The sequence below is a fragment of the Breznakia pachnodae genome, assembly GCF_030814225.1.
GTDB lineage: Bacteria > Bacillota_I > Bacilli_A > Erysipelotrichales > Erysipelotrichaceae > Breznakia > Breznakia pachnodae.
Genome location: NZ_JAUSUR010000004.1, coordinates 1 through 23,611, shown reverse-complemented (window position 1 = coordinate 23,611; position 23,611 = coordinate 1). Strand labels below are relative to the sequence as shown.

Genomic DNA, 23,611 nt, shown 5'->3' with positions numbered 1-23,611 from the left:
AATCTCCTGAATAACATAGCTACTCTCTAGGTGTATGAATAAGTTCTGTTGCAGTTACCATTACTATAATACACGGTGTTTCTCCTGGCTCAGCATTTGTTTCGACATCATCTGGTATTTTGATTAAGACTAAGTATGATGGATATACATAGTTGTAAGAACTCCAATGACGACTGTTATATAATTCAATACTCAATACATCTTCATAAGTTTCATCACTTAATGCATTTTGGATAATGGTATCATATTCTTGAAAAAGAGCTTCATAGTCGGCATTAGGGTCACCAAAATCTGGATACTCTGTTGGTCCAACACCATAATCATTTTTCAAATTTTCTAGCGCTTGTTTTGTACTGATCATTTTTTTATCAGCTGCTTTAGATAAACCAAAATAATTAGGTAATGATATGCTAAGTTCATCTCCGTTATCACCTTTGAATAAATGATAATTCATTTTTTCGAATGTCTTCATCATATCATTTACATCACTACGAGTTACATATCCCTTGCGATTTGATTTTGGTGGATTATCAAATGCACTTGTGTAATTATATGTTTCATATGGTTTACCAGTGAATTCTTCTAAGACTTTAAGTGCAAACTCATTTGCGGACTCTCCATCTTTGATACCATATTCTTGAGGGTTTTCAAAGTAAATAGCTACATATATATGTAAATCAATAGTAAATGAAACACCATTAGGATAAGAGTAAGAAATACTTGTTGTTACTCCCCAGTCAGTGACGTTATCCGTTCTAGTTCTATCATTAGGATCAAGGTTTAATATTTTTTCAATTGGTTCTACATAGTCTTCTTCCATTTGTTCCTGTGAAATTATATCTGTAATACTTTGGTTTACATAACCGTCTGATGAATATTCTAACTCCACATTCTCATAGACTGGTAATGTATCATACAAAGGAGTATCAGATATTCCTATGTTATTGGGATAGTCAACATCTTCTTTTAAATAAACCAGTCCATCATCTCCTTTACGAGAATTTGGTATAACATCAGCGGTTTTTGGTGTTTCTTTCTTTTTTTCAGGCTTTGAATTATTATTCTGTAAAGCAAATACACTTACAATCACTAAACATACAACCATAGCTAAAGCTACAATTGGTTTTGTGTATTTCTTTGATGATTTTTTATTTGGAATCTCTTGCAGATGTTCTTTTATTTTGTTGTTTTTATTTACTTCATCTACATATTTTTTATAGTTATTTTCGTTCATAGTTACTCCTCTAATTGGGATTTGATATGTTCTAATGAGTTTTTAATATCACGTGATACGGAACTGATGCTGCGACCAGTCATATCAGATATTTCCTTATAGGTGTATCCTTCGATGTAATACAGATATACAATTGTTCTCTCAGTTTTAGAAAGCATCATAAGTTCATCATGTACTTGAACACTTTCTTTACTGATAATGAATTCACTAATATCAACATCTACATATTTCTTTTTAAAGAACCGTCGATATAAACTATTGCATTGATTTATTGTAACCCGTACTAACCAATTCTTTAGATGATCTTCGCTTTCAAAAGATTTACTGTTATATAGTTTTATATAGACTTCCTGTGTAATATCTTGTGCGTCATAAAAATTTGACGTGTTTGCCAAGGCAACATGAAAAACTAGATTGGAATATTTGTCTATATATTCCTCAAACTGTGAATGGTCCATCGCGAATAACCCTCTAAACTTTCTTCCTCATTTTATCATATCTTTTCTTTGAATATGATAGATAAGTAATAATTGAATTTATAATGTCTATAATTACTTATCTAATAATACTACGTTTGACTTTGTAGTTTTTTTCATAAATATTAAAAAAAATGAAAAAATTTAATTTTCATTTTTTTAAACCTTTAAAAATTCAATATAAAATCATTATTACGTTTTTATGGTTTTGGACTTTCTATAAACCATCGATTTACTTCATAAAATAGTTTGCGTTCTTTATTGTTGATCAAACATCTATAAAGGATGCCACATCCTCCAACTTCGGATGCTGCTTGTCTGGTCTCTAAAATCTTATCGATTGCATATTTATGTCCATTTAGCCAAACAACACATAAAGGAGTTTGTTTGCCTTCCTCATCACATATGGCAATTACTTTTACATATTTCTTAAATACTCTCATTCAATACTTCCTTTCAACACGCCAACAGGGAATATCGTATGATTACCTTTTGGATCTACATCACTTAATTGTGTATCAATTAAAGCGGAACATTTATCAATTTTAAAGAATCCAAATTTTGCTCTTATGTCTTCTAAAGTCATTTCAATTTGGTTTTCTTTTTCCATTTCTTCAACCACTCCAAATAAATCATACTGTGTATGTGTAATATATGATTTTAAGCCAGTTACACTGATACCTATACTGCGTAGTGGAATATCTCTATCCCATATCTCATCAAGTAGATTCATCGTTATCTGAAGTATTTCTTTTGCTGTATCAGTGTAATGATCTATTTTCATCTGTTTGCCAAAAGAATCCAATTTCTTATCTCTAATACTGATATGAATGACATTCCCTTTATATCCTTCTTCACGAAGCCTGCAGGCAACTGAATTAGTAAGTCGTTCGTAGACAATCTTCGCTTCTCTAAAGTTGTTGATATCCTTTGGCATTGTCCATGAATTACCAATTGACTTAGGAACTCTTTTAATTCCTGTAGGATCTACCTGAGAGGTCTCAGAACCATTAGCATAAGACCACAGAAGAACACCAATCTTTCCAAATCGTTTCTGTAATCCCTTTATCGGAGTCTGTGCCAAGTCACCAATTGTATAGATGTTCATCTTATTCATCTTTACTTCAGTAGCAGTTCCAACCATCAATAAATCTTCAACAGGAAGTTTCCATGCTGTATCTTTGTAATTGTCTCTACTTATAACTACAAGACCAGAAGGTTTTATCATATCACTTCCTAATTTTGCAAATACTTTATTAAAACTAACACCAATGGAAACAGTTAACCCCCATTCAGTAAATACTCGATTTTGGATTTCCTTCGCAATTTGTTCACCAGAACCAAATAAAGCAATTGATTCAGTTACATCAATCCATGCTTCATCCAATCCAAATGATTCAACCTTATCAGAATATTCTCGATATACATCTTTTACCTTCTCTGTATAATACTGATATGCATCATACTTAGGAGGAATGATAAACAATCCAGGACACTTCTTTAATGCATCTCGAATTGGTTCGCCAGTCTTGATACCAAATGGCTTTGCTTTTAAGTTTTTAGCTAGAATAATGCCGTGTCTTTGATCCTCGTTGCCACCAACTGCCATAGCAACCTTCCTACAAGGCGGACTAAGCATTTCTTCTATCTGCGCGTAACAGTGGTTTATGTCCACGTGAAGAATTACTCTATCCTTATTCATTTTAATTGCCCTCTCTTTGCACTTACACTTTATATCATAAATTCCCAAAAATCAATATTAAATGGGAATGAAAATATTTACAATTATGATTTAGTTGCATATATCACTTTGAAGTGATAATTTTCGTGAAATTACATTGATGCAGCAGTGATTGAAATATCTAATTAAGATAGAATAATTTCATCCTTAGTCCATAACAAATAAAATTAACCATAAGTAAGCGATTAACTTAAAAGACAACATGTGGTTTTTATATTATATTGTAGTTATAAAGATTATATATAAACAAGGAGTGAGAGTATGTGCGGTCGTTTTGTATCAATAAGTGAAGAACAATTAAAAGATATTTTAAATGGTGTAGGTCAGGATTTAGATATCTCTGATATGAAGTTTGGTGAAACATTTCCAACAAATAGCAGCTTGGTAGAAACAAGTGGTAAAGATCAGGATAAACTTGAAATTATGGACTGGGGTATAAAAACGGAATGGAAAGATTATAAAACAGGTAAAACAACAAAGAATAATCTTATTAACGCCAGACAGGAAACAGTAAAAGAGAAAGTCACTTTTAAAAAAGACTTCCAGGAGCATCGATGTATTATATATGCTTCTGCATTTTATGAATGGCAAAATCACAAAGACAAATATCTTGTTTTTAGAGAACATCAAGATATTTTAAAGTTTGCAGGACTTTACAAAATCGATAAAGATAATGAACCTTATTTTGTAATTGTTACACAAGAAGCTACTCCAGAATTTACGGTGCTGCATAATCGATTACCTTTGATGTTAGAAGATGATGAGATAGAAGATTATCTTAATGGAGAAGACACAGGTAAGTGGACAAAACCAAAATCATATCCTGATTTGAAGTGGCAGTTAGTTGAAAAGAAATATGAATAGATAGTTTAATTATTGAGTATTTACACCTAAAAATTCCAAGTTTTGATAAGAAATTACCATATCAATATGTTTATGAACTATTTATGATATATTATAAATGAGTGAAGGTGGTGGAAATCATGAATAAAAAAAAAGAAAAATGGATTATAGTAAAAAATAAGATAACATATTTATTTTTGCTTGTAGTTCCTATAGGTATTGCGAAAATACTATTATATGATATTGGCAGTTTACCAAATATATCAGAGTTAGTATTTAATGTCTTTGTTTCTATAATGCTTATGATAATTGGAATTAGCTTTTTTGTTAAATTTAATACATATTCATATATAATGAATCCTGATCATCCAAAACCAAAAGATAGTTAATGAAAGTAGGAGTAATTATGAGAAAGGTAAAGATAATTTTTATATGTAGTTTCTTGTTCATGCTAGTTGGTTGTATGAGAAGTGAAAAAAAGGCTATTGATTACAATAAAGTAAGTGATAAACTTATAAATGAACATGGATTTGAAATTGAAGCTAAATGTGAAGATGGTGTTTTTGAATGTGATACTTATTCAAGAGTTAGTTTGGTGGGTGAAGATTTAAATAGTAGTTATATGTTTTATACCGAAGGAGATCAAGTTACTGATATACAAAGATACTATAACCATGAATATACTTCCATTATGAATAATGAAGATGAGTATGATCGATATATCGTTTTAATTCATGCATTAGGCTATTCAGAGGAAGATATAAATGGTTTTATAGTTTGGTGTATTAATGAAAAGTAATATTGTGCATAATCATCATAAGTATTTGATACAATAGCAAACTAGAGTCTATGATTTATAATTTTTAAAACTATTATTTTACTTCATAGAATAAATTACAATGATTATAATTAACCAAATTTTTAACGACAGTACAGCTAAAAGTAAGACTATCAAATTATTTTGAAAAAAAGTACAATAAGATTTAATGATGAAGTAGATACTTGATTCAAACGAGTATCTACTTTTTATTTAGGAATAATTAAGGTTTAGTACATCATAGTTACTGTTTATATATTATATTATTATATATATAAATTTATAGTCAAATCACTTCTTTATAATAAATAAACATTATATAATGCAAATATAAAGGGCGTGATACTATGAATAACTCAAGAAAGAAAATTGATATTAAGCATGTTGAAGCATTCCACAAGGGCGATATAAATTCTTTTACTGCAATCTATGATTTCTATTATGATTCCGTTTACTACTTTGCTCTCCATTTTATGAGAAATAAATTTGATGCTGAGGAAATTGTTCAAGATACATTTATAAAAGTATTTGAGTGTATCGATAAGTTAAATAACTGCAATTCTTTTCATTGCTGGCTTTTTAAAATTGCATTTAATCTTATAATTTCCACACAGAGAAAGAGAGTAAAACAAGTACATCTTAATGATGAAACTAATCTTGAAGAAATAATAGAAGTAGCAGATAATCAAATTGAAAAATTGAATAGAAAAGAAATAAAAGAGGTTATTAAGGAAGAAGCAAAAGAAATGCCAATCGTAATGTCAAAAGTTGGAAAAATGAAATATCTTAATGATTATTCAATTAAGGAAATTTCTAATTCTTTAAACATACCTGAAGGTACTGTTAAAACAAATTTATTTCGATATAGAAATTATGTAAAACCTCGTTTAATAAAATTAGGGTATGATACTTTCGAATTATAAATTTGTATATGTATAAATTAGAATCGTTATCTTTTCTGTTGCTTATAGAACATACTGGCTAAATGATAGTTATTATAAAGATGTACATCTAAAATCCATGGTATTTTAGTTTAAAAGAATTGAATATTTATCCTAAGTACAATAAATAAACTGATATAAGAAACTGCAATTCAGGAAGTAATGTGATAAACTTAAGCATAGAATAGAAGAGTAATAAAAATGGCTAATGAGGGGGCATATGAAAAAACTGGATAAAGCACTAAATATCACAAAAAAACGATTGTTAATTATGGGGATAAGTTTACTTAGTATGGCAGTAATATTACTGGCTATTGGATTTATTGGATTAAATGAAGATGGAGCACAGATGAGTGAATTTGTCGGGTTCTTTGCAATGGGTCTTCTATTTTTTATTCTTGGTTTTTCAATGACACTTATTACTTTTTTCCTATTATTGAAGAAAAAGAACTATATGAAATTACTAGGTGTTGATAATGAATATGATTTGAATAAGATTGTAGCAGATATGGAAAATACTAAATATGAAAGAGGAAGATTATGGTTAGGAGAAAATAATGTTTATTTCCTAGGAAGAAAAGCAAAAGATATGTGTGTTCCTTATGAAAAAGTAGATACAGTTCAGTATAAAATTACAACATGGAGATATAATTTTTTAATTCCAATATTTAAAGAGCATGAATTAGAATTCTTTAATCATGAAGATAAGACATTAGGACTAATGCATGTGAAAAAGAAAGATCTTGATATTATCGAAGATATCTTAACTGAAAAGAATGTTGATTGTTATTTTTAGGAGGAAAATATGAGTTTTTTTAAACGTAAGAAGAAAGAAAAAGAATTAAATTTAGAACTGTATAGTGATCAAGAATTAGAACAACTAGATACATTTATAAGTGAACATTTTGGTAGTGCAGATAATGTATTTCATGAAATTGTATCTCCAGACATCCATTTGGATATTGGAATTATAGCACCAACGAGTGAGCGTAATTACTATACATTAGTAACTATGGGAATGGGAGCACATAAGATGAATATTCCTCCACAACTGGAAGGTTTCTTTGGCTACGCTGAGTTAATGATTGTACTTCCACCAGATTGGAAGATAGAAGATAATAGTGAAGAATGGTACTGGCCAATTCGTTTATTAAAAGGTTTAGCAAGACTGCCAATTAATTGTGATACTTGGTTAGGTTTTGGTCATACAATTGATAATCAGGGACCATTTGCAGATACAACAAACCTATCAAGTAGTATGTTAGTTTCTCCATTCTCAGTTGAAGAGAAAGGAACGTTTGTTGATATGGATAGTAAACGAGTTCATTTTTATCAGATTATTCCACTTTATAACGAAGAAGTAAATTATAAACTAGAACAAGATGCAGAGAGTTTGTTAGAATTAATGAAAGATGAGTATCCTTTCATTATTAATCCAAATCGCAAGAATTATTATAAAAGTGAAAATGCATATAAAAGCTAGTGTAAAAATGAAAAGGCCATACATGGTCTTTTTCTATACTCTTAACAAAATCTTCACAAAGCAGACACATTATTTTTGTATACTGTAATAGTTGATTAATGAAATACGTATGAAACTGAATTAAATAATCAAGGCAAAAAGTAAAACAGGGACGAGGAATGCTGGGATTATATAAAGGAGTAATACATATGAAATTAGAATTTGTTGTAGCAAGTAAAGAGGACTATAGGGGATTTCATAAGAATCATAAATATCGTAATTTTATGAATTCGTGTGAAATGATAAGGTTAAAGCAAGAACGAGGATCTGAGTTAGAAGTGCTAGGTGTGAAAGGTGATAATGAATTCATTGCGATGTGTGCGGTATTTTATCAACCTTTGATGAAGAAATTTCACTATGCTTGTATTCAGAGAGGAATGCTAATTGACTATCGTGATAAAGAAGTGTTTAACTTCTTTATGCATGAATTAAAAAAACATGTATCTAAAAAAGGATGTGTCTATTTACATATGGATCCATATATCACTTATAAGGAAAGAGATATCAATGGTGATGAAGTAGATAATGGTTTTAGTAATGAAGATATTGTTCAAATATTAGAAGATGCAGGTTTTCAACATCAGGGCTTTACAGTAGGTAATAGTGAAAAGTATCAGCCAAGGTGGACATTTGTATTACCTTTAAAAGGAAAATCAAAAGAAGATGTACTTGCAAATATGCACAAACGAACAAGGTACAATGTACATAAGGCAATTCATGATGAAGTGTGTATTAAAGAACTTACTACAAAAGATTTACCAATTTACTTGGATATCATGGAACATACAGGTGAGCGACGTCATTTTGATATTCGAGATCATAAGTTCTATAAAGATTATTTAGATGCCTATGGAGATAAGGCACAATTATTACTTGCATATTTAGATGTACCTAAATATATAAATAAACAAAAGAAGTATCAGGATGAATCAAAAGAAATAATAGCGAAACATGAACAATTACTAGATTCATCTTCTGAAAAGAAATGTCAGAAATGTAAGAATATAATAAAAGCTGAAAAAGATAAAATTCATACATACCAAAACAATATTGATGAAGTATTAGCTTTAAAAGAAACATATGGAAATGAAATACCGTTATCTGCATGTATCTTTGTAATTGAAGATACTGAGATTATTTATTTGTTTGGCGGATCTTACAAACATCTTTTGAAATATAAAGCAAACTATGCATTACAATGGCATATGATTCAAATGGCTATAGAGAGAGGTTGTTCACAGTATAATTTCTATGGAATAAGTGGAGACTTTCGTGAAGAAGCGCAAGACTATGGTATATTCAAATTCAAACAGGGATTTGATGGATATGTGGAAGAATTGATTGGTGATTTTATATTACCAATTAAGAAAGAGCATTATAAGTTGTATAATTTAATCAAGAAACAATAAAGTCCAAAAGGGCTTTTTCTTTATTCATTTGATAGATTGTTTACTATGTTATGTAAGACACACAGTAATATTTTGTATTGTACTTCCTTGCTTATTTTACAGTCTTTAGATAAATCTAAAAGTAATTGCTTTAGTGTAACAGTAGTGTTCATACTTGACCTCCTCTACTTCATAGACGATTAAATAAAAATTTGGTTTTAAAAATAATGTTATTGTATATACAAATATGATGTATAATAATATTTGTGAAAAGTTTAAAAGATATAAAACCATATGAATTCTATGTCGTCAATAAGGTGAAGGACATAAGAAAGTGAGGAGATTAGAAATGAAAACAAGAATTAATGAGTATGGCGAAAGAGAATACGTGAGTGAAGGAATGGGAGATGAAGTAATTAGTTACTTCTTAATATTTGGACCAACGGTATGGAAGTTGTCTAAGAAAATTATGGAATTGATTTATGGAAAAGGTATTTTTGATAAGAATAAATCACCAGAATTAAAAGCTAAATTAAAAAGAAGAAAAGGTTTAATCAATGGACCTATCTTTCTATTACTGGCATTTAGAGCAACAATTGCTTTATTTACAACTACTATATCAATGATTGGTATAGTAACTTGGCTAGTAGTCATAGCGGGTTGTGTATACTATAATATAGATAATTATAAAAGCATTATGAAAATGTTGAGTAATTAATATAGAGGGGAAATTAATATAAATATGGAAAAGATTATTGAATATGTAAAAAAAGCAAGAGTTGGAGACAATGAAGCTATAAAGGAATTATATAATTTAACAATTCATACAAGTTATTTTATGGCTAGGAAATTTATAAAGGATGAACAAGATGCAAATGATGTTGTTCAAGATGCCTATATAACTGCATTTAAAAAAATTAGTCAGTTAGAGGATGATTCAAAGTTTCCAAATTGGTTGAATCGAATTGTTGCTAATAAAGCAAAAGACTATTTAAAGAAAAAGAAACCAACAGTTTTTAGTAATATAACAAGCGAAGAACAAAATGTTGAAGAATTTCTAGAAGATGAAACTATAGAATTTAAACCTAAAGATCAATATGAATACGAAGAGTTAAAGATTGCTATGTCTGATATTATTGATAACTTATCAGAAGAAAATAGAATGTGTATTCTAATGTATTATTTTCAAGGATTATCAGTAGGTGAAATTGCTGATACATTAGAACTATCTAGTGGAACAATAAAAAGTAGGCTCAACTATGGAAGAAAACACATAAAGAAAGAAGTGGAGACACTAGAAGCTAAAGGCGTTAAATTTAGAGGAGTTGCACCTATTCCATTTATGGTTTGGATGTTTAATGAATTCGCTGCATCAACAAAAATATCTAGCTCAATATGGATGAATGTAAACGGGAATTTAATATCTAAATCATTAGAGATAACTCCAACTAAGGGATCATCTAAGATAGCTAAACAGGTATTAATTAAATTATTTGCTGGTTCTTTGGCAATTTGTACCATTGTAGTAGGAGTATTTTTAGCTACGAATGATAATGAAGAAAGTAAAGAGTTAGAAAATAATCATAATGAAGAAGTGATTGAAGTGGAGGAAGCGCCAGAATTTGAGTTTGAACAACTACTTTTATCAGATGTTAATGCAGAAATATCACTGTTATCAGGACTCGAAAAAGTGGAAGAAAATGATACTATCATAACATGGAAATCTAAAGATGATGATACAAGGTTTGGCCCTGAAGGAATCAGAATTGATATGTGGAAAGTTCAAGGTGGAATGATGCCTTGTATACATTGTGGTTTTAATACTAAAGAAAATGCTCAAGATGCTGTTAATAATTTAAATGGTCAAAGTTATAATTACTTTATTACTGGTGCTGAAGACCGAAGCGAAACTACTATAGAATCAATTTATAAAGAAGATGGTGAAGTATTTGCTACATTGAGAGTAAGTGGTGTTATGGGAGCTGGTACCGCATTTACAGGTGAGGGTGGATATACATATGGTGAAGGATTAACGATAAATGTTGACTTGAATGGAATTGATAATCAAATAAAGCACTATTTATTTGTTATTACGATTCGTGATGATCAATCTAATTTTGGAACTGATGAATTTAAAGAAAAAAGAATACGATTAGCGAAAGAAATGTTTGAATCAATTAAAGAGAATTAATAAAATATCTTAATATAAGAGTTCATTTTACACATTAAAATATTAAATTTATAGTTGATGAAGGTTGTATAAAATGATAAAAAAGTACCCATTTTGAATGAGTACTTTTTATACGCTTTAATGATTATCACGAATAGTTTTTTTACTAGCTACAAGAATATCAGTCAGTATTTTCAGTTCTTTAGGATTACAGTCATCTAAAAGCTTTGCAATATCCTTTTTTATTAAAGGGGCTGCTTGTTTTACATTCCCACAAAGTATTTCATCAACAGTAACCTCAAGAGCATTCGCAATTTTTACTAGAGTAGGTAAACTAACTTTTGTAGTACCACGCTCAATATGCGATACATTACTAGTTACAATATCTACTATATCTGCAAGCTTTTGTTGAGTAAGATTTTTTTCTTTTCTAAATGTTTTAATTCTATTACCAATATCTTCATAATTTAAATCACTATATTTCATGGGGATACCTCTATTTACTTTATTGTATGTCATTTTATGATATGTTAAAATAATGTAAAAGTCATAATGTGATATATGATAACAATTCGAAAAATTTATGATTTTTATAAAACCGTTTTATTTGAAATTCGTCAATAAAGCGAGAGGTGAAAAAATGGAGGAAAGAAATGATGCTATAAAAGCTTTACTAGACAAATTAGAAGAGGATGGAGAATTGTCTGTAGAACAGGCAAAACACTTATATCAGGAAATAAGTGAAATTTTAAAACAAGTAAATAAGAAAGGTGAAAAAGTTTATAAAAATAAACTTTAGGAAGGTAAAATGGAAAAAATAAAATCGTATATTACAAAAAAGAATTTAGATTATGTATTAGTAATACTTGGAGTAATTGCATGTATTAGTATTTTTCAAATAAGAAATTTATTTGATTTAGATGATATTCATAATGTAGCTAATAAAATTGGACTATTGTCATTGGTATTTATGATTATTCTTATTGGTTCATTAGTAGTGATTGCAGGAGCATCTTACATTAAGTTTTATAGAAAGACGAATGAAAAAGACATGATGTTCTATTTAGTATTAGAAATAATATCTTTATTAGGTGCATTTAATGGATCTCAAATAGTATCTGCTATTGTATCTTCTGCTGATAATAGTGGATCGCTGGATCAATTTGTGTCAAATTTAATGATGAAAATAATATTGATAATATTAAGTATTCTTATTCAGATTATTCTAGGTGTAAAAGCAATTATTAATTTAAAGAAAAATGAATATATTGAAAATGCAATTCAAGCAACAGATAACAATAACAATAATCTGGATATAAAGAATGTAGTTAGTGGAAAGACAGGCAAACTGATTTTAGTTATTTTGGCCATTGTAATTGTAGCTGGTGTAGTATATCAACTTTTCTTTAATAAACCTAAGTCAATAGATATTATATTAGGAGATTCATGTGAAGTTACATACGAAGGAGATAGCGGAGAAGGTTCAGCTAGTTTTTATTGTAGAGAGTCATATGATTATAATGAACTTGAAGATACAAATGACAGTGTGGCTATGAATGACTTTTTATCAACAGTAGAATATACAATTACAAATAATGGGGAATTATCAAATGGTGATGAATTAGTGATTAAAATTGTATATGATGAAAGTAAAGCCGATGAAAACAATTACAATGTAACCATAAAGGAAAACAAATATGAAGTTACAGGATTAATAGAGCGTTATAAATCATCCGATGATATTCCTACCAAAACTATGAAAAAAATTGATCAGTTAACAGTAGACGAAATGAATGATATCATTGAACATGACCGTAAAGATTTTATGAGTTTAACGAAAACAAATGACAGAGACTTTAGTTTCGAAGACATTGAAGACAATGTGGTGAAATCTAAGGAGCTTGTATCAAAGTACACAACTTATGATAAGGAATACAAACAACTTGATTTGCACTATATTTATAAAGTAAAAACTTCGGGAAAAGTTGGCGATAATCAAGAAGAGCGTATAGTTTATTTATATTTTCGAATTAACGATATAAATTCAGAAGAAGAATACGATCAATTAATTGATTGGAAACTTACTTCTAAGTTTATTGTTTTAAATGATAATGTCTCGGGGAAAGATGTTATAAAAGAACTTATGAAAGAGACATATGATTTAGATGATTTAAATATAAATGATTTTGAAGAGATATCAGGCGAGAAAGGGAAACTGTTAATTGAGCTAGATTAGTAAATGCAATTAGCAGATGAATTAGTGTAGTAGGGTATGAAAACAATGAAAAGGAACAAGAAAATATTAGTGTTAATTCTATGTGGTTTAATTACTTGTGTTGTAAGTTATGGATTATATTGTAACTATAAAAAACAAGCGATTATAAATAGTATTTCATTGACATTTGATAACACTATAAATGAAGTAGAATATGGAGATAGTTTTGATACAAAGAATCTAGTTACTTCTATAAATGGTAAAATCAATAATTATCCCAAACTTGATACAATGAAAATAGGAAAACAAAAACTCCTTTTCACAGTTGAAAAAGAGGGGAAAAGCAAAACGTTTGCAAAAACTATTGAGATTAAGGATACAAAAAAACCTGAAATAATAATCAAAGAAGACAATCCTACAATTGAAGTAGGTAGTGAATATGATGTTAAATCAAATATAGATGTTGTTAAGGATCCTATCGATGGAGATATAGAATATATATCTAAAGAAGACTTAGATAAGGAATCAGAATTAGAAAATAAAATAAATTATTATACTATATATGGAGTAATTGATACCAATGTTGCGAATGATTATGAAATTACAATAATTGCAGTTGATAGAAATGGTAATAAAGCAGAGTCACAATTTATTCTTACTATTAAGGAAAAAGAAGTTAGTAATATAGATGATAATCAATCATATATTCAAGGAAATGAAGATATAAATAAAGTTGGTGGAGATACATCAGTTGATAGCCAGGTAGCATCTAAAGGTTCAATTCAAGATGTAATTGACACAGCAATGGCTCAAGCGGGAAAACCTTATGTAGCTGGTGGCAGAGGACCTGATTCTTTTGATTGTGATGGATTGGTTTTATATGCGTTTACACAAAATGGATATTCAATGCCTAGCACTGCCTCTATAGCTGGTTACAGTATTGGAAATGATGCTTCATTAGCCCAACCAGGTGATATTCTGGTTACACCTAATCATGTAGCAATATATATTGGAAATGGATTTGCAATTGAAGCAAAAAATCCACAACAGGGAATTCGTGTTAATAGTTATGCACCATATTTTGCGACAGATGACCCAAACATGCAGGGATTTCAATTTATAGATATTCGGAGGGTAAGATAATAATGGGAATGAAAAGGAAAAGATATATAATTATCATAATTGTTATTGTGATTTTAATTAGTATTGGAGGATATTTAATATTTGATGATTATAAAAAGAATGAAATTTTAGATAGTATTGTTTTACAGTTTGATGATGAACTTAATGAAGTTGAATATGGAACACAAGATTTTGATACAAAAATTTTGGTGAAAAAGGTAGAAGGGAAGATTGAGAAATATCCTGATTTAAATACGATGGAGGTAGGAAAGAAATCCTTAGTATTTGTAGTCACAAAGGATTCTCAAAAAAAGGAATTTACAAAAACAATTGAAATAGTAGATACGAAGAAACCAGAAATAAGATTAAAAGAGGAGAATCCTATCATTGATATAGATGCTCAATATGATGTTCTATCAAACATAGAGTCAGTTAGCGATCCAGTAGATGGCGTTATTGAATATATATCAAAAGAAGAATTGGATGAGTTAAGTGAAAAGAAAAGAGCAAACTATTATACTGTTTCAGGAGTTATCGATACTAGTGTTGTAGACGATTACGAAATCAAAGTACTAGCAGTTGATAAAAATGGAAATAGCATGGAATCTGTATTTAAAGTCAGTGTCAAGCAGAGAGAAAATGATACTGAAAATAATAATCAACAAGATGCAGGAAAACCAGAAAGTGAAAATCAAGCGAATAATAACCCAACAAATGAAAATCAGAATATCCCTGTCCAGACAAAGGGTTCAATTCAAGATGTAATAAACACAGCATTAAATCAAATTGGAAAACCTTATGTAACTGGAGGCAGAGGACCAGATTCTTTTGACTGTGATGGATTAGTCTTATATGCGTTTGTTCAGAATGGATATTCTATGGCATCATCAGGAGCGTATTCAGGATATAGTGTGGGAAATACATTAGATGTAGCACAACCAGGTGACATTATATATACGGAAAATCATGTATCTATATATTTAGGAGATGGAAAGGTTATTGAAGCAGTTTCATCTGCAGGTGTTCGAATTTCTGATAGATATTTGTATGGAGAACCGGGTGCTTGGAAATTTTTAGATATAAGAAGAGTGAGATAGAGTATGAAAGCGAATAAAAGCAAATATATAATATTATTAGTTTCTCTTTTTATCATTGTTGCTGGTATCAGTAGTTATTATATATATGATAACTATAAGAAGAATGAGGTGAAAAAGAGTATTAATTTGACTTTTGATGAAAGTCTAGTGGAGATAGAGTATGGAACTGAAAATTTTGAATCCAAAACTTTAGTGAAAGAAATAGATGGGAAAATAAAAGAATATCCTATACTAAACACAATGGAAATAGGAAAACATACTTTAATTTTTGTTGTTGAAAAAGATGGTCAAAAAAAGAAGTTTAATAAAACTATTGAAATAATAGATACGAAGAAACCAAAAATAAAGATGAAGGAAGAAAATCCTACCATTGATATAGATAATCAATATGATGTTCTATCAAACATAGAGTCAGTTAGCGATCCAGTAGATGGTGCTATTGAATATATATCTAAAGAAGAATTAGAAAAGACAAATGTGAAATCAAAGGATAGAGATGCAACTGTATCTGTAGATAAAGTAAATTATTATACTATTGATGGAGCAGTAGATACTAACACTGTGGGTGATTATGAACTTACAGTTGTTGCAGTAGATAGTAATAGAAATAGTACGGAACTAAAGTTTAAAGTTACTGTTAGAGAAAAAGAAATTGAAGAAAAGTCTTTTGAACAAACAAATAATACAAGTAATGATAATATAAATAGTTCAGTATCAGAAAATACACAGAATGCTCCTGTGCAAAATAAAGGAACAATTCAGGATGTAATAAATACTGCATTGAACCAAGTTGGGAAACCCTATGTTCTAGATACTAATGGGCCGGATAGTTTTGATTGTGATGGTTTAATTTTATTTGCCTATCAACAAAATGGTTACTCGATGGGATACTCGGTATTAGTATCAGGATATGATATTGGATCGACAGATATTGCTCAGGCACAGCCAGGAGATATTTTGATTAGGGGAAATCATGCAATGCTTTATCTTGGTGACTGGAAAATAGTAGAAGCTAAAAATGCAGAAACAGGAATCATAACTCGGAGTTTGTATGGATTAGAAACTTTTGATCAGATAAGAAGAGTTGAATAAATACTAAATGATGAAATATTTTTTCAAATATAATCAATAAAGTCCGAAAGGACTTTTTCAATATCTAGTGAGATTTGTTATAATTGAATATATGGAAAAGATGAAATTACTGTTTTTGTGTAGTCAAAACAAAAGAAGAAGCTTAACTGCTGAAAAAATATTTAATGGAGTAAATGGACATACTGCTCGTTCAGCAGGTACCGAAAATAACTCCAGGATTAAAGTAACTGTTGGTTTACTTGGTTGGGCAGATATTATTTTTTGTATGGAAAAAAAGCATGCACAGCGAATCAAGATGAAATATCAGGATGTTATAGAAGATAAGAAATTAGTTGTTCTTAATATTTATGATGATTATCAGTTTATGGAAGAATCTTTGATTGATATTTTGGAATCTGAGGTAAATGAATTTATAACATAAGCTATAAGTTCTAATAATTTATTCTTGTGTATAGATTATTCTTATCGTAGGATATAACTATAAGATGGAGGTGTGTTTATGATTATTCAACTTAATCAGGATATTATTGATAGCTTGTCAAAAACGGAGTTAGAAGTAATACGGTATATTAATGATAATGAAGATAATCTTCCAACATTATCAATTGTAGATATTGCATTCAATACCTTCTCATCACCATCCACTGTATCACGTGCGATTCGTAAATGTGGTATTGCAGGATTTAATGAACTACGTTATAAATCTTCTGCCAAACATAAAGATACGGATATTCAGGCTGCTAGAGAGATTATGGAGAAATCTTTAATTGAAGCACAAAATGATATTGAGAGAATTTCAATTCAGAATATTTTGGATAGTATTTATATTATAAAAAACAGTAAACGAGTATTTGTCTTGGGAAGAGGATTAAGTGAATATGTAGCTGAGGAATTTGCTTTTAAACTTCAACTATTGGATGTAAATGCTGTTTGTATTAAAGATCCAAATATTATGCGAAAGGTTGGAAGTGAAATCAAAAGTGACGAATGTCTATTTGCATTTTCGCTAAATGGTAAAACAACGGAATTAATTGAAACACTTGAAAGTGGTAATCGTAATGGCTGTAAGATTATTAACTGTTGTTGCAACGAGAACTCACAGTTAAGTAAATATGCAACAGTAAACCTGATTGGATATAAACATGAGCACCAGGCAATATCAAAATACGAGGTTTCTTCAAGGGTATCACTCAGCATAATTGCACGAATTATAATTGATTATTTAGCTATTTATTAGACAAGGTAGATGATGATTTTCATTTTTTGGAAAGATTTTCATCTATCTTTTTCTTATACTAAAAGTGTAAAGAGAGGAGGAGTTTAATGATTTATACTTTGACTACAAATCCAGCGATTGATATGAACATAACAACAGATGGATTAGAACCAAAAGTAGTAAACCGTACTCGAGATACTGTGTATACACCAAATGGGAAAGGTTTAAATGTAAGTTTTGTTTTAGGATACTATAATATCCCAACGAAAATATTAGGCTTCTTTGGTGGGTTTTCTGGAAAATATATTGTGGAAGAATCATTAAAGAATGGTTATGAAGTCTTACCTACTTGGATTGAGGATACAACCCGAATTAATATCTTTCTGTTTGATGGTGAAAAAGAGTATAAGATGGTCAATGAAGGATCTTATGTTCCAGAAAGTAAGCAGACGGAATTATTAGAGTTAATAAAGAATGCTGATGATATGGATTGCTTATCCATCAGTGGCAGTTTACCAGTAGGAATTGATTCGGATTATTATCAGAGTATCCTAAAGGTTTGTGAAGAGAAAGAGGTAAAAGTTATTTTAGATATAAGTTCTAAGAAATTAAAAAGTTTACTTCAATTTCATCCCTATTTAATTAAGCCAAATGATGAAGAAATTAAGGATATCTTTGGATTGATTATACGAGATGAAGCAGATGTTATTGATGCCCTTGAATATTTATATGAGCAAGGTGCACAAAATATCTTATTAACGTTAGGAGAAAAAGGTTCTTACTTCTATAATGGAGAACATATATATTATGCTTCTGCAGTTGAGATTGAACTATTAAGTTCTGCATGTGCAGGTGATGCTGCATTGGCTGGATTTATGAGTATATGGTTAATGGACAATACCAAAATAGAAGAGGCACTTAAAAAGTCTGCAGCAATTGGAGCAAATGTTGCAGAAAGCAATGCATTGGGTGATTTTAAGAAGGTAGAAAACTATAAAGATAAAATACATGTAAGGATGGTGAAATAATATGAAAAAGATTTTGGCAGTAACAGGATGTCCAACAGGGATAGCACATACCTATATGGCACAAGAGTCATTAGAAGTAGCAGCAAAAGAATTGGGTGTAGAAATAAAAGTAGAAACAAATGGAGCGATTGGAGCTGAAAATGAATTAACAGCAGCAGATATCAATAGTGCAGATGCAATTATTGTTGCATGTGATAAAACCGTTGATATGGATCGTTTTAATGGAAAACCAGTATTAGAAGTATCAGTAACAGATGGAATCAACAAGGCAAAGGAATTAATTCAATTATGTCTTGATGGAAAAGTACCAGTACGTGGTGGGGCAAAACAATCAGGAGCAGTTGAAGTAGGAAAACAATCAGTTGGGCATACAATTTATAAACATTTAATGAATGGTGTATCACATATGCTTCCTCTAGTAGTGGCTGGTGGGGTATTAACAGCTATTTCATTCCTGTGGGGAATCTATTCATTTGATCCTACAAGTTCGCAATATAATGAGATAGCAGCATCTATTAAAGAGATTGGTGGAGTGGCAATGGGATTAATGGTTCCGATTTTCACTGCATTCATTGCACAGTCAATCGCAGGTAGACCAGGAATGATTACTGGGTTTGTAACAGGTATGCTGGCAAATTCTACAGGTGGAGGATTCTTAGGAGGAATTCTTGGTGGATTTGCAACAGGTTACTTTGTATTATTCTTAGTAAAATCAATGAGAAAGATGCCAAGATCTTTAGAAGGATTAAAATCTATTTTCATTCTTCCAATTGTTTCCGTGTTTGTAATGGGTGCAATGATGTTATTACTTGGAGAACCAATCTCAGCACTTAATCAGGCAATGATGGATTTCCTGAAAGGACTACAAGATTCAAACCCATTTATTTTAGGAATCGTAGTAGGATGTATGAGTGCATTTGATATGGGTGGGCCAGTAAACAAAGCAGCTTATGTAACTGGAACTGCATTACTTGCAGAAGGTAACTTCTACTTTATGGCTGGAGTATCTGCAGCATGTATTACACCTCCTCTTGTAATTGCAATCGCAGCAACCTTCTTTAAAGATCGTTTTACAAGTGAAGATCGTACAGCAGGACTTATTAACTATATTCTTGGGTGTACACATATTACAGAAGGAGCAATTCCTTTTGCAGCAAAGAATCCATTAAAAGTTTTACCAGTATTAATGATAGCTTCTTCAATTTCAGCAGTTCTTACGTATATGATGAAAGTTCAGGTTCCTGCACCTCATGGTGGATTCTTAATTTTGGGAATTGTGAATGAACCATTTATTTGGGTTGGATGTATCTTAATTGGATCAGTTGTTGGTGCAGTACTCTATCGTTTTGTAACACCTAAAGTAGAACAAGAAACTACAATAACTGAAACTATTTCAGAAAACACAATCGACTTTGAAGAATTGTTTGACCAAAATACAATTACTATAGATTTAAAATCAACAAATAAAAATGATGTAATTGACGAAATGATTGCATTACTAGATGAGAATGGAATGATTAGTAATAAAGAAGAATTTAAAGTAGCAATTTTAGAAAGAGAAGCTCAGGCAAGTACTGCAGTAGGAAGTGGAATTGCCATTCCTCATGCTAGAACAAATGCAGTGAAAAAAGCAAATGTAGCAGTAGGTATATCGAAAAATGGATTTGATTATGATGCACCAGATGGTGAAAAATGTAATTTAATCTTTATGATAGCAGCAAAAGAAACAGATGGTAATTTGCATTTGCAGACATTGGCAAATTTATCTAAGAAATTAATTCATGAAGAATTTATTGATGCATTACGTAATTGTCCAAATGAAAAAGAAGTGCTTACAGTCTTAAGCACCAGAGGTTAATTCATGCCTTTAGTTACAACACAACAAATGTTAAAAGATGCACAGAAACATAAGTATGCAGTAGGTGCATTTAATGTAGAAAATATGGAAATGGTAATGGCAGTTATCGAAGCAGCGGAGGAATTAAAGTCTCCTGTAATCCTCCAGACAACACCTTCTACAGTCAGTTATGCAGGACTGGAGTTATATCTTGCCAATGTAAGTGCTCTAGCGAATAAGGCAACTATACCAGTTGCTCTTCACTTAGATCATGGAAATAGCTTTGAGTTATGTATGAAAGCACTTAGAGTTGGTTATACATCAATTATGATTGATGGTTCACATGAAAGCTTTGAAGATAATATTGAAATTTCAAAACGTGTAGCAGATGCTTGTCGACCTTCTGCAATCTCAGTAGAAGCAGAACTGGGTAAAGTTGGAGGAAAAGAAGATGACTTGGATGGTGGTGATGAAAATCCATACACCAATCCAACAGAAGCAGTAGAGTTTGTGAAGAGAACCAATGTATCTTCATTAGCAGTTGGTATTGGAACCGCACATGGAGTGTACAAAGGTGAACCAAAACTAGCAATAGATGTATTAAAAGATATTAAAAAAGTAGTAAGTATTCCACTAGTGTTACATGGAACTAGTGGAGTAGCAGATGAAGTAGTAAAAGAATGTATTCAAAATGGAATCTGTAAAGTAAATTATGCTACAGATTTAAGAATCGCATTTACCAAAGGTGTCAAAGAAGTTCTGGAAGATAAACCAGAAACAATTGATCCCAAAAAGTATAATACGATTGGAAAAGAATATGTCAAAGAGTATGTTAAAGAAAAAATGCATGTTTGTGACAGTGTAAATAAAGCAATCTAACAACTAAGAGTTTATATCAGTATTATTACTGCTATAGACTCTTTTTCTATAGAATAGATAGTGGACAAAAGATTGTTATATCAATTTTCCTATAGTATAATGAAATAAAATTAAGGAGGGTGCAAATAATGTTTTGTCCAAAATGTGGATTCGATGCACAAGACAATCAATTTTGTGCAAGCTGTGGTACAGATTTATCAAACGTACAAGCTCAAATGAATCAAAAAAGTCCAAGTAATCAAACTAGTCCAAATGCTCAACCAGCAGACAAAGAGGTTATACTTTGGGAAGGGAAACCTCAAGGTATTGGTGATAAAGCGAAGGGCTTTTTAAATGATACAAGATATAAGGTTACAAACGAAAGAATTATTATTACTGATGGATTAATTGGTAAAAAGCAGTTTGAAGTTGAATTACGTCATGTGAAAGACATTCAGGTAAAACAATCAGTTACTGATCGTATTGCTAAAGTTGGTGACATTACCATCTATACTACAGATATCACAGAAGGGGTATTTGTAATGCAGAATATTCTGGATGCATTTGCTGTAAAAGATATTATCAGAAGAGCAGTATTAAACATTCGCGAAGATATGACAGTGCAATATCACGAAAAGATATAATAAAAACAGAGACATTAGATTTTATATATTTTCTAATCTCTCTTTTTTATTACCTCACTCAACGTTTGGTTATACATTATATATAAATATGTTATACTATATATAATGATGTCAGGAGGTACAATGGTGGATGAAAAGAAAATTGAAGAAGTAGAATTGATAAGTTATAGAATTCAAGATACAGCAATGGCATTAATGGCTTCTTTTTTTGAAAAATATAAAATATCATATATAGAGTTAAGAGTGATTAGGATATGTGATTCACATGATAAAATGACACTTAATAAACTTTCTGAAGTATTAAATAAGGCAGCAGCAAACTTATCAGTAGTAGTAACAAAATTAAGTGAAAACAAAATGCTAAAAAAGAAAATATCTAAAGTTGATCGACGTATTACTTATATTGAAATTACAGACAAAGGAAGAAAAATATCAAAAGAGAGTTATGAACATTTCTTTGATTTAGTAAATGATGATTTAGGTGATGAGCTAGATGAGTTAATACAGTCATTGAAGAAGTATGATGAAAAACTAAGCTCTTACATGAAATTAAAGATTTAAAAATTGAACATGATTAATGTTCTTTTTTTATATATTAAGAAATTTGTTTCGTCAGAGGAGAAAGCGTGAAATATACAAAATAATCACTGCGAAATTGGAGAAAATATTAGTAAAAATAGTATTGAATCACTAGGGGTATAATGGTATTATTTGATTAATAAGAAATAAACAAAACTGAATCGTTGATATAATATTATAAACCAATAAAAGGAGTAATACTTATGTCAAAAACTATCTCTCAAAGTCAACGATTCTATCTCAAACATTTAAGTGAACCTCAAATAAATTGTATCCATCATGATTTAAAAGTATATAATCAAATGTATCGTTATACCTATCGTAGATGCTATGATGATACTTTTTATGATGTGAAAATAGGAAAAGGATTTCAAAAGAAGTTGAAGGCAAGATATGGCACTAATGACTATATGCCACTTAGTGTGATAAGTGATGTAAAAGCAAAAATAAAGACAAGTATTCAAATCCAAAAGTTTCATGAAAAGCGAGTAACTAGAGAACATAAGAATATTAAAAAGAAGTATAAGAAAGTTGAAAAACAATATTTGCAATTCAAGAAAGTGCACAATAGTCTAATATCTATATCACAAGGAAATAGTGTTAAATTGCATATCTTTAAAGGATGTGGGTTTTCATATACCAAACATAATACTTGTATTGTAGATGGAAAAGAAATAAATCTGTATTTATTTGAAGAGCTGTATATCAAAGTAATGATGAAACACTTGAATCATCGATTGAAGGTGTTGCTGTGGAAGATGAAAAGAAAGAAACAAGAAATAGCTAACTAC

General features: G+C 30.1%; 28 protein-coding genes. 22 read left to right on the top strand and 6 right to left on the bottom strand.

Annotated features, from left to right (window positions below; translation table 11 throughout):
* Window positions 1–19: 19 nt before the first annotated feature.
* The 4 genes from J2S15_RS11175 to dinB all read right to left on the bottom strand — a co-directional run bounded on the left by J2S15_RS11175 (window position 20) and on the right by dinB (window position 3,412).
* Complete coding sequence (locus J2S15_RS11175) at window positions 20–1,234, bottom strand: hypothetical protein (protein ID WP_307408309.1); 1,215 nt, start codon at window positions 1,232–1,234, stop codon at window positions 20–22.
* A gap of 2 nt (window positions 1,235–1,236) precedes the next feature.
* Window positions 1,237–1,692, bottom strand: coding sequence for an RNA polymerase sigma factor (locus J2S15_RS11170; protein WP_307408307.1), 456 nt, complete (start codon window positions 1,690–1,692; stop codon window positions 1,237–1,239).
* 218 nt (window positions 1,693–1,910) lie between these two features.
* Entirely contained in the window at window positions 1,911–2,153 is a 243-nt protein-coding gene (locus J2S15_RS11165) for a hypothetical protein (protein WP_307408305.1), read from the bottom strand.
* Window positions 2,150–3,412: a DNA polymerase IV gene (gene dinB / locus J2S15_RS11160; RefSeq protein WP_307408302.1), complete on the bottom strand. Its 1,263-nt coding sequence runs from the start codon at window positions 3,410–3,412 to the stop codon at window positions 2,150–2,152. The genes J2S15_RS11165 and dinB overlap by 4 nt, the downstream gene beginning before the upstream one ends.
* Window positions 3,413–3,712: 300 nt before the next feature.
* Here dinB and J2S15_RS11155 point away from each other — a divergent pair, with 300 nt between their 5' ends.
* The 7 genes from J2S15_RS11155 to J2S15_RS11125 all read left to right on the top strand — a co-directional run bounded on the left by J2S15_RS11155 (window position 3,713) and on the right by J2S15_RS11125 (window position 8,983).
* Window positions 3,713–4,315, top strand: a complete 603-nt coding sequence (locus tag J2S15_RS11155; RefSeq protein WP_307408300.1) for an SOS response-associated peptidase family protein — start codon at window positions 3,713–3,715, stop codon at window positions 4,313–4,315.
* Window positions 4,316–4,434: 119 nt separating this feature from the next.
* Window positions 4,435–4,683, top strand: coding sequence for a hypothetical protein (locus J2S15_RS11150; RefSeq protein ID WP_307408298.1), 249 nt, complete (start codon window positions 4,435–4,437; stop codon window positions 4,681–4,683).
* A gap of 17 nt (window positions 4,684–4,700) precedes the next feature.
* Window positions 4,701–5,093: a hypothetical protein gene (locus tag J2S15_RS11145; protein ID WP_307408296.1), complete on the top strand. Its 393-nt coding sequence runs from the start codon at window positions 4,701–4,703 to the stop codon at window positions 5,091–5,093.
* 365 nt (window positions 5,094–5,458) lie between these two features.
* Entirely contained in the window at window positions 5,459–6,034 is a 576-nt protein-coding gene (locus tag J2S15_RS11140; protein WP_307408294.1) for an RNA polymerase sigma factor, read from the top strand.
* Between the two features lie 238 nt (window positions 6,035–6,272).
* Window positions 6,273–6,848, top strand: coding sequence for a hypothetical protein (locus J2S15_RS11135; RefSeq protein ID WP_307408292.1), 576 nt, complete (start codon window positions 6,273–6,275; stop codon window positions 6,846–6,848).
* Between the two features lie 9 nt (window positions 6,849–6,857).
* Window positions 6,858–7,535: a suppressor of fused domain protein gene (locus J2S15_RS11130; protein ID WP_307408290.1), complete on the top strand. Its 678-nt coding sequence runs from the start codon at window positions 6,858–6,860 to the stop codon at window positions 7,533–7,535.
* A 188-nt stretch (window positions 7,536–7,723) separates the two neighbouring features.
* The gene (locus J2S15_RS11125) at window positions 7,724–8,983 is read left to right on the top strand and encodes a peptidoglycan bridge formation glycyltransferase FemA/FemB family protein (RefSeq protein WP_307408288.1); all 1,260 of its coding nucleotides are present in this window, start codon (window positions 7,724–7,726) and stop codon (window positions 8,981–8,983) included.
* A gap of 20 nt (window positions 8,984–9,003) precedes the next feature.
* Here the strand turns inward: J2S15_RS11125 and J2S15_RS11120 are convergent, their stop codons facing one another.
* The gene (locus tag J2S15_RS11120; protein WP_307408286.1) at window positions 9,004–9,135 is read right to left on the bottom strand and encodes a hypothetical protein; all 132 of its coding nucleotides are present in this window, start codon (window positions 9,133–9,135) and stop codon (window positions 9,004–9,006) included.
* 176 nt (window positions 9,136–9,311) lie between these two features.
* Here J2S15_RS11120 and J2S15_RS11115 point away from each other — a divergent pair, with 176 nt between their 5' ends.
* Both J2S15_RS11115 and J2S15_RS11110 read left to right on the top strand, forming a co-directional pair.
* A complete protein-coding gene (locus tag J2S15_RS11115) occupies window positions 9,312–9,680 on the top strand; it encodes a hypothetical protein (RefSeq protein ID WP_307408285.1) in 369 nt (122 codons plus the stop codon).
* A gap of 24 nt (window positions 9,681–9,704) precedes the next feature.
* Window positions 9,705–11,153 (top strand): RNA polymerase sigma factor, encoded by a 1,449-nt coding sequence (locus tag J2S15_RS11110; protein WP_307408283.1) that lies wholly within the window; start codon window positions 9,705–9,707, stop codon window positions 11,151–11,153.
* 117 nt (window positions 11,154–11,270) lie between these two features.
* Here J2S15_RS11110 and J2S15_RS11105 read toward each other — a convergent pair whose 3' ends face one another.
* Window positions 11,271–11,618 (bottom strand): helix-turn-helix domain-containing protein, encoded by a 348-nt coding sequence (locus J2S15_RS11105; protein ID WP_307408281.1) that lies wholly within the window; start codon window positions 11,616–11,618, stop codon window positions 11,271–11,273.
* A 154-nt stretch (window positions 11,619–11,772) separates the two neighbouring features.
* Here J2S15_RS11105 and J2S15_RS11100 point away from each other — a divergent pair, with 154 nt between their 5' ends.
* The 13 genes from J2S15_RS11100 to J2S15_RS11040 form a co-directional block, all read left to right on the top strand.
* Window positions 11,773–11,931, top strand: coding sequence for a hypothetical protein (locus J2S15_RS11100; protein WP_307408279.1), 159 nt, complete (start codon window positions 11,773–11,775; stop codon window positions 11,929–11,931).
* 9 nt (window positions 11,932–11,940) lie between these two features.
* The gene (locus J2S15_RS11095) at window positions 11,941–13,368 is read left to right on the top strand and encodes a hypothetical protein (RefSeq protein ID WP_307408277.1); all 1,428 of its coding nucleotides are present in this window, start codon (window positions 11,941–11,943) and stop codon (window positions 13,366–13,368) included.
* A 45-nt stretch (window positions 13,369–13,413) separates the two neighbouring features.
* Window positions 13,414–14,490 (top strand): C40 family peptidase, encoded by a 1,077-nt coding sequence (locus J2S15_RS11090; RefSeq protein ID WP_307408275.1) that lies wholly within the window; start codon window positions 13,414–13,416, stop codon window positions 14,488–14,490.
* Between the two features lie 2 nt (window positions 14,491–14,492).
* Window positions 14,493–15,566: an NlpC/P60 family protein gene (locus tag J2S15_RS11085; protein WP_307408274.1), complete on the top strand. Its 1,074-nt coding sequence runs from the start codon at window positions 14,493–14,495 to the stop codon at window positions 15,564–15,566.
* 3 nt (window positions 15,567–15,569) lie between these two features.
* On the top strand, window positions 15,570–16,658 hold the full coding sequence (locus J2S15_RS11080) for a C40 family peptidase (protein ID WP_307408272.1): 1,089 nt from the start codon (window positions 15,570–15,572) through the stop codon (window positions 16,656–16,658).
* A gap of 100 nt (window positions 16,659–16,758) precedes the next feature.
* A complete protein-coding gene (locus J2S15_RS11075) occupies window positions 16,759–17,079 on the top strand; it encodes a low molecular weight protein tyrosine phosphatase family protein (protein ID WP_307408270.1) in 321 nt (106 codons plus the stop codon).
* A 78-nt stretch (window positions 17,080–17,157) separates the two neighbouring features.
* Window positions 17,158–17,895, top strand: coding sequence for a MurR/RpiR family transcriptional regulator (locus tag J2S15_RS11070; RefSeq protein ID WP_307408268.1), 738 nt, complete (start codon window positions 17,158–17,160; stop codon window positions 17,893–17,895).
* Between the two features lie 86 nt (window positions 17,896–17,981).
* A complete protein-coding gene (locus tag J2S15_RS11065) occupies window positions 17,982–18,902 on the top strand; it encodes a 1-phosphofructokinase family hexose kinase (protein ID WP_307408266.1) in 921 nt (306 codons plus the stop codon).
* Window position 18,903: 1 nt separating this feature from the next.
* Entirely contained in the window at window positions 18,904–20,760 is a 1,857-nt protein-coding gene (locus J2S15_RS11060) for a fructose-specific PTS transporter subunit EIIC (protein ID WP_307408264.1), read from the top strand.
* Window positions 20,761–20,763: 3 nt separating this feature from the next.
* On the top strand, window positions 20,764–21,618 hold the full coding sequence (gene fba, locus J2S15_RS11055; RefSeq protein WP_307408262.1) for a class II fructose-1,6-bisphosphate aldolase: 855 nt from the start codon (window positions 20,764–20,766) through the stop codon (window positions 21,616–21,618).
* A gap of 128 nt (window positions 21,619–21,746) precedes the next feature.
* Window positions 21,747–22,241 (top strand): PH domain-containing protein, encoded by a 495-nt coding sequence (locus tag J2S15_RS11050; protein ID WP_307408260.1) that lies wholly within the window; start codon window positions 21,747–21,749, stop codon window positions 22,239–22,241.
* 126 nt (window positions 22,242–22,367) lie between these two features.
* Entirely contained in the window at window positions 22,368–22,802 is a 435-nt protein-coding gene (locus J2S15_RS11045; protein ID WP_307408258.1) for a MarR family winged helix-turn-helix transcriptional regulator, read from the top strand.
* A gap of 221 nt (window positions 22,803–23,023) precedes the next feature.
* A partial coding sequence (locus tag J2S15_RS11040) for a hypothetical protein (RefSeq protein ID WP_307408257.1) occupies window positions 23,024–23,611 on the top strand: 588 nt, incomplete at its 3' end.